At 48.6% G+C, this 17,325-nt stretch carries 12 protein-coding genes; 10 read left to right on the top strand and 2 right to left on the bottom strand.

Annotated features, from left to right (window positions below):
- The first annotated feature begins 95 nt into the window (after positions 1 to 95).
- Positions 96 to 1,931 carry a putative bifunctional diguanylate cyclase/phosphodiesterase gene (locus D3D03_RS05730; protein WP_119923128.1) on the top strand — a complete coding sequence of 612 codons (1,836 nt, stop codon included), beginning with the start codon at positions 96 to 98 and terminating at the stop codon, positions 1,929 to 1,931.
- A 66-nt stretch (positions 1,932 to 1,997) separates the two neighbouring features.
- On the opposite strand, the gene D3D03_RS05725 is transcribed toward D3D03_RS05730, so the two are convergent.
- Both D3D03_RS05725 and D3D03_RS05720 read right to left on the bottom strand, forming a co-directional pair.
- A complete protein-coding gene (locus tag D3D03_RS05725) occupies positions 1,998 to 2,684 on the bottom strand; it encodes an amino acid ABC transporter permease (protein WP_026832766.1) in 687 nt (228 codons plus the stop codon).
- The gene (locus D3D03_RS05720) at positions 2,681 to 3,523 is read right to left on the bottom strand and encodes a transporter substrate-binding domain-containing protein (protein WP_119923127.1); all 843 of its coding nucleotides are present in this window, start codon (positions 3,521 to 3,523) and stop codon (positions 2,681 to 2,683) included. Before D3D03_RS05720 ends, D3D03_RS05725 begins: the two co-directional genes overlap by 4 nt.
- Positions 3,524 to 3,819: 296 nt before the next feature.
- Between D3D03_RS05720 and gltB the strand changes: the two genes are divergently transcribed.
- The 9 genes from gltB (at position 3,820) to D3D03_RS05675 (ending at position 17,210) form a co-directional block, all read left to right on the top strand.
- The gene (gltB, locus tag D3D03_RS05715; RefSeq protein WP_119923126.1) at positions 3,820 to 8,298 is read left to right on the top strand and encodes a glutamate synthase large subunit; all 4,479 of its coding nucleotides are present in this window, start codon (positions 3,820 to 3,822) and stop codon (positions 8,296 to 8,298) included.
- Complete coding sequence (locus tag D3D03_RS05710; protein ID WP_119923125.1) at positions 8,295 to 9,761, top strand: glutamate synthase subunit beta; 1,467 nt, start codon at positions 8,295 to 8,297, stop codon at positions 9,759 to 9,761. Before gltB ends, D3D03_RS05710 begins: the two co-directional genes overlap by 4 nt.
- Before the next feature lie 168 nt (positions 9,762 to 9,929).
- Positions 9,930 to 10,223: a PTS sugar transporter subunit IIB gene (locus tag D3D03_RS05705; protein ID WP_119923124.1), complete on the top strand. Its 294-nt coding sequence runs from the start codon at positions 9,930 to 9,932 to the stop codon at positions 10,221 to 10,223.
- Positions 10,216 to 12,249 (top strand): BglG family transcription antiterminator, encoded by a 2,034-nt coding sequence (locus tag D3D03_RS05700; protein WP_119923123.1) that lies wholly within the window; start codon positions 10,216 to 10,218, stop codon positions 12,247 to 12,249. The genes D3D03_RS05705 and D3D03_RS05700 overlap by 8 nt, the downstream gene beginning before the upstream one ends.
- A 188-nt stretch (positions 12,250 to 12,437) precedes the next feature.
- Positions 12,438 to 13,871, top strand: coding sequence for a PTS mannitol transporter subunit IIBC (locus D3D03_RS05695; RefSeq protein WP_119923122.1), 1,434 nt, complete (start codon positions 12,438 to 12,440; stop codon positions 13,869 to 13,871).
- A 39-nt stretch (positions 13,872 to 13,910) separates the two neighbouring features.
- A complete protein-coding gene (locus tag D3D03_RS16875) occupies positions 13,911 to 14,348 on the top strand; it encodes a PTS mannitol transporter subunit IIA (protein ID WP_233550661.1) in 438 nt (145 codons plus the stop codon).
- A gap of 3 nt (positions 14,349 to 14,351) precedes the next feature.
- Complete coding sequence (locus D3D03_RS05685; protein ID WP_119923121.1) at positions 14,352 to 15,497, top strand: mannitol-1-phosphate 5-dehydrogenase; 1,146 nt, start codon at positions 14,352 to 14,354, stop codon at positions 15,495 to 15,497.
- A gap of 308 nt (positions 15,498 to 15,805) precedes the next feature.
- A complete protein-coding gene (locus D3D03_RS05680) occupies positions 15,806 to 16,603 on the top strand; it encodes a hypothetical protein (RefSeq protein WP_119923120.1) in 798 nt (265 codons plus the stop codon).
- 85 nt (positions 16,604 to 16,688) lie between these two features.
- The gene (locus D3D03_RS05675; RefSeq protein ID WP_026832776.1) at positions 16,689 to 17,210 is read left to right on the top strand and encodes a TraR/DksA C4-type zinc finger protein; all 522 of its coding nucleotides are present in this window, start codon (positions 16,689 to 16,691) and stop codon (positions 17,208 to 17,210) included.
- Positions 17,211 to 17,325 lie beyond the last annotated feature (115 nt).

Raw genomic sequence — 17,325 nt, 5'->3', positions numbered from 1 at the left:
GTCACCCAAGCAACCAGTTTCGTGGAGGATTTAGGTTTTAATTCCAGTTGGATAAGGAAAAAGAGAGGAGGAAGAAACGGAAAAGAGGGGATGATATGAAGGCGCACGATCGACCTTCATCAGCAAATCTTCACTATCATCGCGAAGTGAAGGCAAATTACCGACTATTCGGAATGATCATCTTTGTATTGACCAGTTGCGGTTCCGCTTTATACGTCTTCTCTAGTGCTTTAAGCCGATCGGGGCTTGAATGGTCTGATGGTTGGCGGGCGGGTTTAATTTTCATTGTCGGATTGGTTCAGCTCCTGATTGGAAAAAGTAATCTGTCAGACCAGTTGAAACCACACGTCATGTCGAGTGTGTTCTTGTTGATTCCCTTCATCAATTATCCTTACATCGAAAGTGGAGCACAGACAGTCTGGGCGGCATCGTTGTTATTTTTATTGACGTCACTCGTCGTCATCAACCGGACGATGTTGCTGTATGCGACCGGCATCAGTATTTTATCCTTGCTGTATATCTGGCTCGAGGCACCATCTGGAACGTCTGTATTTACGGCGACGGATCACATCGCCCGCATCGGCTTGATTTTGATTGCGACATTAATCAGTTTATTGATTCACACACAATACGTGACACGACTCGAACGGAATATCGATTATTTGACACGCTTGAAGGAACAAGCCTTTTTTGATCCGGTCACGGAACTTGCGAACCGCTCTTTTTTTGTGATTGAAACGGAAAAAAGGGCAACGTCAGGAGACCTGATTTGTTTGATTGATCTCGACGATTTCAAAACGGTTAATGATGCATTTGGTTACCGAACAGGGGATCGTGCCCTTCATGTCATCGGGAGTCGATTGATGACGCGGTTTTCGGATTGTATTGTGGCGAAAGCGAGCGGCAGTGCATTTCTATTGCATGCAGACGCACATCATTCGGCACAAGGGTTATGCGATGAGATTTTATCCAGTATCTCGGAGCGCGTCCAAATCGACTTTAAACAAATCAATTTAACCGCCAGTATCGGTGTATCCTTTGTGAACGGGGAATCGATTGACCACGTGATCAACGATGCGGAAATCGCATTGTTTACCGCTAAATCCAATCGAAAAAATACATTTGCCATTACGGATCAAGCGACCCAAAACGAACGGAAACGGGCGATGCAATTGACGCGTGACTTATATGATGCGGAACTCGATCGAGACTTTTTTGTGTTATTTCAGCCGCAGGTCGAAGCGAGCAGTCATCGGATTACGGGAGCGGAGGCGCTCGTCCGCTGGAATCATCCGAAATATGGTCTCATTTCGCCGCTCGAATTTATTCCGCTCGCAGAACGGACACGATTCATTGAAACACTTGGCGGGTGGGTGATGCGTAAAGCCTGTTTACAAGGAAAACATTGGCTTGAACACGGTCGAAAACCGATTACGATTGCCGTTAATGTATCCCCCTGGCAATTACGTCAGCCGGATTTTACGGAAAAGGTCCTTGAAATCTTAACGGATACGGGGTTTCCTCCTCAGTTGTTGGAAATTGAAATGACGGAACATATCTTCGTTGAGGGAACGATGCAGATCATCGATACACTAAATGAATTACACCGACACGGCATCCGAATTGCGCTCGACGATTTCGGAACCGGTTTTTCATCGATGCAGACACTCGTCAAGCTGCCGTTTGATCAATTGAAAATCCCGAAAGAAATTGTTCAGGAAGCCATCGATTCAGAAGAAAAACGTGCGATCGTCGAAATGATTATTCAACTGGGAAAACGTCTGGATATGACGATTGTCGCAGAAGGCGTCGAAATGACGGCGGAAGCGGAGTTGTTGCAACAGCTAGGGTGCCACACGCTTCAAGGCTATTTGTTTCACAAGCCATTGGAGGCATTATATATCGAACCGTTGCTTGATCGACATGCTTAAAAGAAAAAGCTCAACTGTTTTCTTGAACGCTTCATGACGTCCAAGAAAAATAGTTGAGCTTTTTGGTTACAGGTAACGTGCGAAACGACGTTCCAGAACTTCTTGTCCGGCAGCGATGACGGCACAAATACCCCAGTAAATGAATGCAATGACAAAATAAACGGTCATATAATCAAACTCACGTCCACCGACGATTTTGGCACGTTGAAAAATCTCCGGGACCGTAATCATGGCAGCCAGAGAAGAGGCTTTAACCAAATCGAGCAAGACGTTAGATAACGGCGGGATGGCCAGTCGGACGGCTTGCGGTAAAATGATTCCCACAAACACCCGGTAACGTGAGAGTCCCAACGATTGAGCGGCCTCCCGTTGACCACGATCGACCGACAAGAGCGAGGAGCGGATGATTTCGGCCATATAAGCGGCACTGTTTAAGCTGAAACCGGCAACGGCAGCCGTGAGGGCATCCAGTTGGATGTTGATGACCGGCAGTCCGAAATAAAGCATGAAGAGTAAGACTAAGATCGGTACGCCCCGCATGAATGAAATGTAGAGCGTGGCAACGATGCGTAACACCCGGGACGTTGATAGCCGGGCCAAAGCAAGCAATAAGCCGAGTCCGAGACCAATCGCCATGCTGAGCAGTGAAATCCAGAGCGTGTGACCAAGTCCCCCCAAGATGTAAGGGAAGGCATCAACCGCTAATTCGGGATTAAAGACGGATCGCCATTCAATCGTATCGAAACTAATCAATTCACATCGACGATTGTCGTTTTGACATCAGGCATTTTTGAAACGTCTTTGTCGGCATAAAAGGTTTTAGATAATTTAGCGAGTGTTCCGTCTTTTTTCATTTCATCGATTTGCGCATTGATGTTTGATTGCAATTCTTTGTTGTCCAGATCCATGATGAGACCGACTTGGCTCGGATTGTAGGCAATATCAGGGTGAATTGTAATATCAAAGTCCTTGAAGAAATCGATTGCCAGGCTTTGGAGATAATAATCATTTAAGATGACATCCGTCCGACCATTTGAGACATCACGCAAATACTGGTCATTCGTAGCATTGTCATACGTGACTTCTTTGGCGCCGTATTGTTTTGCGATTTGCATATACGTCGTCGTGGCTTCACCGGCAGCTTTTTTGCCTTTCAAATCCTCGAGTGATTTGATGCCGGAAAGATCACTTTTACGGACGATGGCCGTGCCGTACGTATATTTGTATGGTTTCGAAAAAGCGAATTTTCCTTTTCGTTCTTCCGTGATGGTGATGTCATTGGCAGCCAAATCGACTTGACCGGTATTCACACTTGTCAACATCCCGTCAAACGACATTTCCTTGAATTCGACCTTCAAGTCCAGTCGTTTGGCGACTTCCTTGACGACCTCGACATCAAAGCCGGTCAATTTATTATTTTTTTCTTCGTGGAATGAAGTCGGATATAGAGTACCGGCCGTCGCGACCGTTATTGTTCCGTCTTTTTGAATTTTATCGTATGCGGTCAGCTGTTTTTCCTCTTGACCACACGCACCGAGGAACAGGGTGGTTCCTGCAATCAAGAGCCCCGTCCATTTTACAGAGTTTTTCATCGTCTAATTTCTCCTTTTCCTACAAGCAGAGGTAAGTTACTTTCTATTTAAAAATACCATGGAAGAATCGATTGGCGCAAAAAAGAATACCGACTGAAAATTATTTTTTGTTGAAAAGAAATATAAGGAAATTATTCATCTATATGTAAGCGTTATCATAACTGATGTTACGTTCATCAACGCATTTTTGAAAGAAAGATTTAAAAATATACATGGTAGCGAATAAACATAAAAGGGTGTAAAGTATATTTTAACTGAATATACAGAAAATTTAGAACGGGTAGGAGCGTGGTAATATGTCATTTCATCAGATGCCGCAACGGCAAGGACTTTATGATCCGAAACAGGAACACGATGCGTGTGGAATCGGTGTTTATGCTCATCGGACGGGACGAGCGAGTCACGAAATCGTTCAAAATGCCTTAAACATGTTGTGTCAGATGGAACATCGGGGCGGTCAAGGGAGCGATGCAAAAACAGGAGACGGAGCAGGCATCCTGACGCAACTGCCGGATCGTTTATTCCGTCAAGCTCTTCGGAATGTCAGCCTGCCACCTAGCGGGGACTATGGAGTCATGATGATGTTTCTTCCCCGGGAGGATCGTTTACGTCAGCGGCTGGAACGCGCTTTGGAATCGATCATTTTATCAGAAGGGCAACGGTTGATCGAATGGAGAACCGTTCCTGTCTCGAATACAGTCATCGGTGAAAAAGCCCGTCAGACAGAACCCGTCATTCGTCAATGCTTTATTGAAGCTAAAAAGGTGGAAGGGCTCGCGTTCGAACGCACGCTGTTTTTGATCCGCCGGTTGTTCGAACGAGAAGCAGAACGACTTGGGATTGAACAGTACGTGCTGAGCAGCTCAAGTGAAACGATCGTCTATAAAGGGCTTGTGACAACGGATCAACTCGGCTTGTATTTTGATGATTTACAGGATGAGCGGTATCAATCTGGTTTTGCCATCGTCCACTCCAGATTCAGCACAAATACATTCCCGAGTTGGAAACGGGCCCATCCGAACCGCTATTTGATCCACAACGGAGAGATCAACACGTTACAAGGGAATATCCGGGCAATGCGGAGCCGGGAAAACAGCTTGGCAAAAACGACGTATGGACGCCGAGCCAAGGATGTATTGCCGATTCTTGATGAATCAGGCAGTGATTCGTCGATGCTTGATAATGCGTTTGAGTTTTTATACTTGTCGGGACTGACGCTGGCTGAAACAGCGTTGATGCTGGTACCTGAACCATTTGAGCATGCAGAGGTCCGACCGGCGAAACGCGCGTATTACGAATACCACAGTACGATGATGGAACCTTGGGATGGTCCCTCGGCTATTGTTTTCACGAACGGTAAACAAATTGGGGCGACACTTGACCGAAATGGGTTGCGGCCGGCACGGTATATGATGATGCGGGACGGACACTTCATGTTGTCTTCTGAATCAGGTGTCCTTCCAGTCCCGGAACATGACATCCTGTTCAAGAAACGACTCGTTCCGGGTGAGTTGCTGTTGCTTGATTTTGCTTCCGGTCAATTGATGTCCGATGAAGAAGTCAAACGGGAACTCGCCATGCGTCATCCGTATGCGGAATGGTTGGCGGAAGAGTTGGTGACGTTGCCGGGAGACGTTCCAAGAGAGGATGTCGTGAACCTCGGGACATTACAACGTTTGTTCGGCTATACCCGAGAAGATATCGATCAGTATTTGATTCCTTTGGTCGAGGAGAAAAAAGATCCGCTCGGAGCGATGGGGACGGATATCCCATTAGCCGTCTTAAGTGAACGTCCACAATCGCTGTTCCGGTATTTTAAACAGTTGTTTGCCCAAGTGACGAATCCGCCGATCGATGCGTTGCGCGAACAAATCGTCACCTCGACGATGACGTGGTTAGGTCAGCAGGGGGAACTGTTGACGCCGAACCGTCGGAATTGCCGCCGGATTCGACTTGCTTCACCGATCCTCATCCCGTCGGAAGGAGCGGCCTTAAAACAAACCAAACTGGTTTCGAGAACACTGTCGACATTATTTGAAGGTTCGCTCGAAGAAGCACTGGAAACGTTGCTGGAACAAGCAGTCCATGCCGTCCAGGGAGGCTGTGAACTGCTGATTCTCTCCGACCGGAACGTACGGCCGGGGGCAGTACCGATGCCGATGCTTCTTGTGACGAGTGCCGTCCATCATCACTTGATCCGGGAAGGATTACGAACAAAGGTCAGTTTGATCATCGAAGGCGGAGAAGTCCGTGAAGTCCATCATTTTGCAGCGTTGATCGGATACGGGGCGGATGCCGTTCACCCATACCTGGTCTATGCGACCTTACAGGATGCCGTGCCGGAAACGATGACGGATTACGAAGAGCGTTACCGGGCTGCCGTGACGGAAGGCGTCGTCAAGGTCATGTCCAAGATGGGGATTTCGACGGTCTTCAGTTACCGCGGCGCTCAAATCTTTGAAGCGATCGGCATTTCCGAGCAAGTCATTGATCGCTACTTCACGGGAACGGTCTCACAATTGGGCGGTCTTTCGCTTGCCTTGATTGAAGAAGAAGCGGTTCGCCAACATGAAGAAGGCATCAAACGGACACACCTCGAGTCGGGCAGTGTATTCCGCTACCGGCATGACGGGGAACACCATGCCTTCAATCCGGCGACGATTCATCTGTTGCAACATGCTTGTCGGACTGGACGATATGAGCTGTTTAAAACCTATTCGGCCCGGATTCAAGCAGAGCCGGCGACGTTTTTACGTCATTTGATGACCTTTCAGGAGACAACGCCGATTCCGCTGGAAGAAGTCGAACCGGTCAGTGAAATCGTGAAGTACTTTAAGACAGGAGCCATGTCTTACGGTTCTTTATCAAAAGAAGCCCATGAGACGTTGGCGATTGCCATGAACCGTTTGGGCGGGAAAAGCAACAGCGGTGAAGGCGGCGAGGAGGAAGAACGTTATCAGTTGGATGAAAACGGGGATTCACGGATGAGCCGTATCAAACAGATTGCGTCCGGACGATTTGGTGTGACCAGTCATTACCTCGTTCATGCCGATGAACTGCAAATCAAGGTGGCCCAAGGTGCAAAACCGGGCGAAGGCGGACAGTTGCCGGGTGAAAAAGTCTACCCGTGGATTGCCCGTGTCCGAGCATCGACACCGGGTGTAGGGTTGATTTCACCACCGCCGCACCATGATATATATTCAATCGAGGATCTGGCACAACTGATCCATGATTTAAAACGAGCCAATGATGAAGCACGGATCAGTGTCAAGTTGGTTGCCAAAGGTGGTGTCGGTACGATAGCGGCAGGTGTCGCAAAAGGATTGGCTGATGTCATCGTCATCAGTGGTCACGACGGGGGAACGGGTGCTTCGCCGAAGACGAGTATCCAGCATACGGGATTACCGTGGGAATTGGGGCTGGCTGAAACGCACCAGACGTTGGCCTTAAATGGTCTGCGCGAACGGGTCGTTCTGGAGACCGACGGCAAACTGTTGACCGGACGTGATGTCATCATCGCGGCGATGCTTGGGGCGAACGAGTACGGCTTTGCGACAGCACCATTGATTGCCGTCGGCTGTATCATGATGCGGGCGTGTCACCTCGATACGTGTCCGGTCGGTGTCGCGACACAAGATCCGAAACTGCGCGAGAAATTTACAGGATCGGCGGATCACGTCGTACATTTCATGGAATTCGTCGCGGAAGAAGTCCGGGAATATTTAGCGCAATTAGGCGTTCGGCGTTTGGCTGATTTAGTCGGACGGACTGATTTGCTTCAGGCATCGGACCGATTGACGTCGCACTGGAAAGCGTCGAGTCTCGACTTGTCCCGTCTGTTCGTCATGCCGGACTATTCGGCGACAACACAGGAATTTCAGCAGCATCACGTGACGGCGTCATTTGACGGACGGGAATTGGCAACACTGGTATCCGATCAATCCTTTGCCGAGCCACAAACGTTTACGTTCCCTGTCACCAATACGGACCGCGCAATCGGAACGAATACCGGCGCACGCCTGACCCGACTGCACGGGGCGATGGGACTTCCGTCGGACCGGTTGACGCTCCAATTGAATGGATCGGCCGGTCAAAGCTTAGGTGCGTACGTCCCCCGTGGCATGACCTTGAATGTCGTCGGAGATGCCAACGATTATGTCGGCAAAGGGTTGTCTGGAGGAATCATTACGGTCCGACCACCGACGAAATCAAGTTACGTCTCGTCAGATCAAGTCATCATCGGCAACGTGGCACTTTACGGAGCGACGAGCGGCGAACTGTATGTCAACGGTCAGGCCGGGGAACGGTTTGCTGTTCGGAACAGCGGGGCAACCGCAGTCGTCGAGGGAATCGGGAATCATGGTTTGGAATACATGACGGGAGGAAGTGTCGTCATTTTAGGAGACGTCGGATTGAATTTTGCGGCAGGAATGTCGGGCGGTGTTGCCTACGTCTTGCCAAAAGACATGGCGCGATTCCAAGCACGTGTCAATCGGGAGCTCGTGACGACGGGAGCGGTCACTGATCCGGAAGAAGCGACCCGACTTAAAACCTTTATCGAACGACACGTTGCGCGGACGAACAGTGAACAAGGTCATGCGATTCTTGCCAACTGGGATCACGTCCTCAGCTCGTTCATTCGTGTCATTCCGACGACGTATCAAACCGTGACGACTTTAATGGCAGGCTATGCACAACAAGGACACAATACAGAAGAAGCGATGTTATTGGCATTTGAGACGCACATCGGACGTGGAACAGGAGGGAAACAATGAACAGACGAGATCAATTCATGCATGTTCCCCGAAAGTCTGGAACTGAACGGGCGAGCAGTGAACGCATCGGTGACTTCGAGGAATACAAAGAACGGTTTTCGGAGGCGGAAGCCTCTACTCAGGCCAGCCGGTGCATGGACTGCGGCACTCCGTTCTGCCATGTCGGAGAGACGTACGGTCAAGTCAAGATTGGTTGCCCGGTCTACAATCTGATTCCGGAATGGAACCTTCTTGTGGAACAAGGGAATTTCCAAGAAGCGCTCGTCCGATTACAACAGACCAATAATTTTCCGGAGTTTACGGGGCGGGTCTGTCCGGCTCCGTGCGAAGGATCGTGTACCCTCTCGATCAATGAACCGGCGGTTTCGATCAAACACATTGAACGGACGATTATCGACATCGGTTTTGAGAAAGGGTGGGTACAACCCCGGATTCCGACCGTCAGAAGTCAATACCGGATTGCGATCGTCGGTTCAGGACCTGCCGGCTTAGCAGCGGCAGATCAATTAAACCAAGCGGGCCATCAGGTGACGGTATTCGAACGGGAAGACCAAATCGGCGGGTTATTGACGTACGGGATTCCGGCCATGAAACTCTCAAAAGACGTTGTTGCCCGCCGTGTCCGCTTGCTTGAGACGGAAGGCATCCTGTTTAAAACCGGAGTGACGATTGGTCTCGATGTCTCACTCGATCAATTGAAAGCAGATTACGAGGCCGTCATCCTATGTGTCGGAGCGACTGAACCAAGAAAACTCTTGGATGTCCCGACAAGTGGTGTCGGATATGCGATGGATTATTTGACCAGTGTGACGCGACAGTTGTTGACCGGTCAACCCGTTCGGGATCAGCACGATATGCAGGGGAAAGACGTCCTCGTCATTGGCGGCGGCGATACGGGAGCTGACTGCGTCGCAACGGCGCTTCGCCAAGGCTGCCGCTCGGTCGTTCAGTTCGGGAAACACGAGATGCCGGGAACGGTTCGGGCCACCGATAATATGTGGCCGGATACACCGAATCTTTATACACTTGATTACGGATATGAAGAAGCACTTGCTCAATTTGGACGTGACCCGCGGGAATATCTGATCGCCATCGAACGGTACACGACCAGCGAAACCGGGCAATTGACCGGTGTTTGGACGGTTCACAATGAAAAAATCCGACATCCGGACGGTCGCATTGAATTTCAAGCGATTTCAGGTACCGAAAAATATTTTCCGGTCGATACGATGTTGATCGCAATCGGGTTTAGTGGTGTCGAACAAGACGTCTTGCGTCATCTAGCAGTCGAGTCGCACAATGGAAAAATTAAGACAACATCTTATGCAACCAATCAGGAAGGAGTCTTCGCCGCTGGCGACGCCCGCCGGGGACAATCACTGATTGTTTGGGCAATCCGCGAAGGGCGCGAGGTTGCAGAAGCGGTTGAGCACCATTTACGGGCTTTACAGCAAACCGGCTGATTGATATGACAACAAAAATGTTCGAGACTCCGCGGTTTGGAGAATCGAACATTTTTTTGTATGTCCGAAATCGCAGCCAATCCCAAAAAAAGAAATCGGATAAACCGGTCTGTCCTCTATCCATTTTGAAGTCGTATCGGCTAGGATAAAGAAGAAGGGGTGATCAGGATGCAAGCCATTAAAATTATGTTTGTCTGCGACTCGGGGTTAGTCGGCAGTATCATGGGGGCGAAAGTTTTACGTGAACGCATCCGTCATGAACAGTTGCCGGCAACTGTTCATACGTGCCGGGCACAAGAAGTGCCGGACGATACCAGATTTCTCGTCGGACCACGACGGATCGTGTCAACGGTTCAGACACATGCGACCTGTCAGAGATTTGGTGTTGATGCTCTCCTCGTGGCGGAGGCATACGACGAGTTGATTCAGGCAGTCAGAAACGAGCGGATACGCCATGACTGAATTTACGACACGGGAACGCGAGATGCTTTTTTATCTTCTGACGAAAACGGAACCGATTCAAATTCAGGAAATTGCAGAAGCACTCGAGACGTCCGAACGGACGATTCAACGGGAACGGGAACGGCTTGCTCAAACCGTGGCGCCATTTGATCTGACATTATCGTATATTCGCGGTCGTGGCTTACAGTTGAGTGGTGACGAACGACACAAACGGGAACTCCGTGAAGCCTTGTTGTTATCACATCGGCAGTTGCCGTCAGCGGATGACCGACAAGTTGAGCTGGCTTACCGTCTGTTACAGGAGCAAGGGATGATTAAGTTACAGGCTCTAGCACACGCCATGTACATCGCACCGAGTACGATCACTCAAGATTTGGAACGGATTGACGAGTGGTTTCGCCACTATGCGCTGGAATTGCGGCGGAAAAAGGGGTTAGGGGCGGAAGTCCTCGGGGAGGAAATCAATAAACGTCGATTGATTGTATCGTTGATTTTTACCCAGTGGGATGTCCTGACCTTCTATCGTTTTCTTCAAGGTAATATCCATCAACTGCCTCAGCTGTTGCAAAGTCAGCAAACCAAGTGGGTGGAGGCGATTAACCAAGCATACGCCGTTCTCGCCCCTTTGACGAAACAACAAAATCTCAGTGATCGTCTGATCATGCGGGCGACCTTAAGTCTTGCCGTCCAGACGATACGGATGGACGAGTTCCCGATGGTCTATGAACTCAAAGCTTATCCGATTGAGGTCTTACACCATGTCGATACGATCGAGCAACGATTGCCATATCCGCTGTCGATTGCGGAACGGCAATGGATTTCAGAGGAGTTGCGAAGTTTTCAGCAAGGTCAACAAGAGACGGGTGAGGAATTGGTCATCCGTTTGCGGGTCAAACGGCTCATCGAGCAAGTCTCTTTACTGTACGGCGAAGCTTTTGTGGAGGATCGGGCGCTCGAGCAGGGACTCGTCAGCCATATCATGTCGTACACGAAACAAAATATCGTCAATCCGTCGTACGTCATTAAACAGATTGAACGCGAGTATCCCCGTTTGTTTGATGCCGTTAAACAGGCGGCCGAATCCGTCTTCAATGATCAGGCATTTGCTGATTATGACTTGGCGTTTTGGGTGATGCATTTTGGTGCCGTCTTAAGCAAACCGTTACCGAAAACCCCGTATCGTGTCCTCGTCGTCTGTTCGGCAGGACTCGGTTCGTCCAAACTGTTGATGAACCGGTTGCGTCAAGAATTCACTGAGCTCGACCAGGTCGAAAGTTCTTCTCTTTTTGGCATCAGTCGACTTCAGTTAACGAATTATGATTTTGTTTTGTCGACCGTTCCCTTGCCGGATATCAGTCAACCGCATCTGCTTGTCAATCCCATCCTGCCGAAAGAAGAAGTCGACCGGATCCGGAAACTGCTTGTCTCCTTGCCAAAATCCTTTCAGTCACCTGTCCGGAAGGAAGCATCCGGTTGGCTCGACTTGACGCAGTTGGAGGAGCTGGTCAAGGCCGCGCGTCAATTGACGGATTCCTTTTCGATTGAAACGATTTCTTCTGAAACGGATGGTCTGGAAGAAATCTTACTGGAGATCAGTAATGGCTTGGTCAATAAACATGTGACGTCTTCCGCGGTTCAGCTATCGGCGCAATTGTTGCGGCGCCACGAAATGTCTGGGCTCGGCATTCCAGGCACACGGCTGGCATTATTTCATGGACGTGATGATTCCATTCAGCGCGGCGGCTTCTTCATCTATGAGTTGGCGCAGCCCATCGAATTGCTCGGGATGGATCAAGTCATCCAACCGGTTGAGCGAATCCTTGTCCTGGCCGCTCCGGAAAAAGCGTCGGATCAGTTGTTGCACCTGCTCAGTTCAATCAGTGGTGCCATCATTGAAAACGATGAACAGACGCATCAGTTTGAGTATGGTGATGCGAAGCAACTCGACCGGATCTTGAACCGGACGTTTCGGAAAGTCATCGAGCGCGAATTAAATGTCGAGGAAAAAGTAAACGATTTTTCTTAATGAGGATCGACTACCGCCGACTCGGAATACTCAGAACCATTCGTTCAGACGAATGGTTCTTTTAGTCTTGTCCAACTAGCCTGCCAAAACGTGAACTAGGAAAGATTGAGTAAGCGCTTGCAGAGCGCATACAATAAAAGCGTAGCAAGGCACTTATCACTTTTATATACGAAATGGAGGGTACACCAATGACGACAACGCATGCAGGAAAACGTGGATTGCGTGTCCAGGTTCAACGGTTTGGAAGTTTTTTGAGCGGGATGGTCATGCCGAATATCGGCGCATTCATCGCGTGGGGGATTATCACGGCATTGTTCATCCCAACCGGTTGGGCGCCGAACAAAAGTTTAGCGGAGTTGGTCGGTCCGACGATCACGTATCTTTTACCACTGCTGATTGGGTTTACCGGCGGAAAATTGATGCATGACGTTCGAGGCGGTGTTGTCGGGGCACTGGCGACGATGGGGGTCATCGTCGGGACAGAGATTCCGATGTTCCTCGGAGCGATGGTCATGGGACCACTCGGTGGATTTACGATTAAAAAGTTTGACCAATTGATCGAAGGAAAGGTCAAACCGGGTCTTGAGATGCTCGTCAACAACTTCTCGGTCGGAATCATCGGCGGTCTGTTGATGATCGGCGGTTTTAAATTGTTTGGTCCACTCATGACGGGACTGGACGACATCATGGCCGCAGCAGTCGGTGCGATTGTCAGTGCACATCTGTTGCCGCTTGCCAGCTTGTTCATCGAACCAGCTAAAATCTTGTTCTTGAACAACGCCATCAACCACGGGATCTTGAGTCCACTTGGTTTGGATCAAGTCAGTGAAGCTGGAAAATCCGTGCTGTTCCTACTGGAAGCAAATCCTGGTCCGGGACTCGGGTTACTGCTTGCCTATTCAGTGTTTGGTTCAGGTGCAGCGAAGAAGACGGCTCCTGGTGCTGCCTTCATTCAATTCATCGGCGGGATTCACGAAATCTACTTCCCATACGTTTTGATGAAACCAGTTCTCTTATTGGCGATGATCGCCGGAGGCATGAGCGGAATCTTAACATTTGTTTTATTTGATGTTGGTCTGGTTGCACCGGCTTCACCGGGTAGCATCATTGCCGTTCTCGCGATGGCGTCACGTGGTTCGTACGTCGGTTTGATTGCCGGAATCTTGATTTCCGCATCGGTCACGTTCGTCGTATCAGCTGTCTTATTGAAAACAAGCAAAGCAAAAGAAACATCACTCGAAGAAGCGACGGCAAACGTCAGCGCGATGAAAGGTAAAAATTCAATTGCCTCTTCGTTGGTTTCGGCTGAATCAACTATGCCGTTAGCAGAAGTCGAACACATCATCTTTGCATGTGACGCCGGAATGGGTTCAAGCGCCATGGGAGCGTCGGTCTTACGCAATAAAATCAATAAGGCCGGACTGCCGATCAAAGTGACGAACACATCGATCAGTCAACTCCCGGCAAATGCCGAATTCATCATCACACATCAGGATTTGACAGAACGTGCGATGGAGAAAGTTCCGCAAGCCGAACACCGGTCGGTCGAAAACTTCCTGAACGCCAATTACTATGACAACTTGGTACATGAGATCGAAACGGCCCGCAATAAAATTTCTTAAAAAGAGCGTTTAAAAAATAGAGAATGGAGTGGATGAAGAATGGCGACAGCGATGAAATTAGAAAAAGAGATGGTTTTACTCAATCAACAGTTTACTACGGATGAGGAAGCGATTGAAGCGGCTGGAGCGTTACTCGTCAATCACGGATATGTTCGTCCGAACTATGTCGAATCCATGAAAAGCAGACATCGTCTGTCGAACGTTTATATCGGCAATCACGTTGCGATTCCCCATGGAACGGAAGAAGCAAAAGGTGAAGTCCTAAAAACAGGTCTTTCTATTTTACAAGTCCCGGCCGGTGTGGCATTTGGAGCGGAACAAGCAAAGTTGATCATCGGGATCGCCGGTATCGGGGACGAGCATCTTGAACTGCTTTCACACATTGCCATCATTTGTTCAGATGAAGACAATGTCGAACGATTGGTGGCAGCAACGACAGCAGAAGAAATCATTCAGTTGCTGTCCGTGGAGGTGTGACGAATGAAAGCCGTTCATTTTGGAGCAGGGAATATCGGTCGTGGATTCATCGGCTTACAACTCGTCAAATCCGGTTACGAAGTGTGTTTTATCGATGTAAATGCGCAAGTCGTCGAGGCGCTGCAGTCCCGTCAGTCCTATACGGTCGGCTACGCAGTAGAAGAGGCTGAAACGGAAACCGTCTCAAACGTGACGGCTTTAAACAGTCAAACGGAAGCGGAACAGGTCATCGAAGCGATCGCGGCGGCTGACGTCGTGACGACCGCAGTAGGGCCGACATTATTAGCGAAGATTGCACCGTTGCTTGCTAAAGGGATTGAAAAGCGGTCGACGACCAAAGCACTTTATGTCATTGCCTGTGAAAACATGATTGAAGGGTCGAGTCATCTTCGACAAGAAGTCCTGCCGCATCTGAGTGCGTTACCCGACAACGTTTTCTTCCCGAATGCAGCCGTCGACCGGATTGTTCCGTTGCAACACCATGACGATCCTTTATACGTCGAAGTGGAACCATTTTTCGAATGGGTCATTGAAACGCGTGCCTTACCGGAAAATCATCCTCAGTTTGTAGGCGTCACCTACGTGTCCGACATCACGCCATTCATCGAGCGTAAGTTATTCACGGTCAATACGGGTCATGCGATTGCCTCGTACCTCGGTGCCTTATTCGGGAAAGAAACGATTGCGGAAAGTCTGCAAGACGTTCGCGTTCGCCGCGGGGTACAAAGTGCACTGTATGAAACAGGGTGGTTGTTGCTTGAAAAATATGGCTTCGATCCAAAAGATCACAGCGCCTACATTCAAAAAAACATCAAACGATTTGAAAATCCACGGATTCACGATGAAATCGTCCGTGTCGCCCGTTCACCGATCCGGAAGCTTGGACCGCGTGACCGGTTAGTCAAACCGGCACGTGAATTGATGGATCGCGGCATTGAGGCAAATGGTTTGGCGTTAGGGATTGCAGCTGCCTTGACCTATTCCGATCCAAATGATTCAGAATCTTCTGAATTAAATACATTCATCGAGAAGCACGGAATACGCCAAACGGTTACAACGTATCTCGGGTTGGAGGCAGAGGAACGGTTGAGTCAACTGATCGTCAGTCAATATGAACAGATGCACCCGATGACAGACTCCATTGCGTGACGACTGTTTCAAAAGTTACATCAGGCAAAACCAGGTTCGGTTTCATACCGAATCTGGTTTTTTTTGTATGCTGTTTTTATGGATGATCACATTTTAAAAATAGATCATCGGTATCCTTGAAATAGGAGTATGACAGAGAGTTGAAGAATAAAAGGTGCTTTTTTCAAAATCTTTAACATAAATCAACCGTGTTGTGTATAACATATTTGGAATATTCGTTATCGAATATTTTTTTTTGTGTTTGCGAGGTACGCTATAGAAACGGAACTACTCTCCGATCCGATTCTTAAACAAAAGAAGGTGGAATTATGCTGAATTATAAAGTGAACGTATATATGGCAAAAGGCACGCGTACAAAATCAAATCATTCCCTTGCGGCGAAACATTTAGTGTATACGAGTCAATTTTTATCGCATACACCGGTGCAACTCCTGCACCAATTATTATTAAACCGTTTAATGCTTGAGCAAGAACAGAACCCGCATTTGATGTATACGTTGGAGGTGAATACGGTCGTCGATCAATATGTCATCGATGTCCGCCTTCACGCCGAACAAGAAGTTTCTGTAACAATTGAGCGTGGATTGATTGAGTTGATCGAGCGAGAAGAAGTCCGTCACATTCCGTCGCTTGAAATCGGAAAACCGGATTATGCGGAATTTGCCCATCTGGTGCTGCAGGTAAAACAAGGCGCAGTCCGGTTGGATCAAGAAAAAATGCAACAGATTTTTGATGGTTCCGGCGTACACGGCAAAATCATTTTGCAAAAAGAACGCATTGACAGCCGCGAGCCTTGTCACTCGATTCAATTGCTCGTCGGAGGGACGGAAAAGAGTTTATACAGCTTGTCTCACTATCAATTGGATCCTTTATTCCGAAAACACGGACTCGTGATCCAATCGCTGAACCTGTTGCCCTTTGATTTATTTTCAATCCGCGATAAAGTAGCGATGCTGTCTTCTGCTGACGCGAAACGACTTTGGATAGATAATATCTCGACTTCGAAAAATGGTCGCAGTCATCAGATTTGTTTTAAGGATGGTCAAGAATTCATGACCGTGATCTGTGATCTTCATGGTTCAATCCGTTCGTATAAGTGTTCTTGAACAAGCAATTGACGTTTAACATGGTTTCATTTCGGTTAAATCCTTTAGAGAAGAAGTTGAAGCTAAAGAATTGGAGATGAATGCCATGTTGTCAGCAAAACAAATCGAAACGTTTAAAACACGTCTGCTTAAAGAAAAAGAGAAAACAGAAACGAACATCGAAAATCGTGAAGTGGATTATGATGCGGGAGAATTGTCGAGTTACGACAATCATCCGGGGGACTCAGGTGACGAGTTGTTCCTGCGTGAACGGGATCAGGCCATGACGGATATGCAGGAAGAGATGTTATCCGACGTTGATGTCGCCTTAAAAGCAATCGAAGACGGGACATACGGCGTCTGTAAAGTATGTGGAAAAGACATTGAAATCGAACGTCTAGACATCATTCCTGAGACGTTGCTCTGCATCCAAGATGCAAAAGAAGAGGAAGAGCGTGAGGGGAATGATCCGATGTCCCGTCCGAGCGAAGAGGCTGTTCTTGATCCTTCTGTCACAGCAACCGGCAAAGATATTGACGGGGCAACAGACGGATTCAGCAAGGTTGGGGAATTCGGAAATTCGGATACACCGTCTGATAAAGAAGATGGCATCGATCCGACCCGGTAAACAGATCAATCCACTGATTAACACGTCAATCCTTTCTGGAGATGACGTGTTTTTTAGTGAGCCTTAAAAATTATCTTCCAAAAAATATCGGAAAATTTTGACTTTTTATCAACAT

Origin of the sequence: Exiguobacterium sp. RIT452 (assembly GCF_003598705.1) — a bacterium.
Classification (GTDB): domain Bacteria; phylum Bacillota; class Bacilli; order Exiguobacteriales; family Exiguobacteriaceae; genus Exiguobacterium_A; species Exiguobacterium_A undae.
The sequence above is the reverse complement of the archived record's forward strand: the minus strand, read 5'-3'. Positions and strand labels throughout refer to the sequence as shown.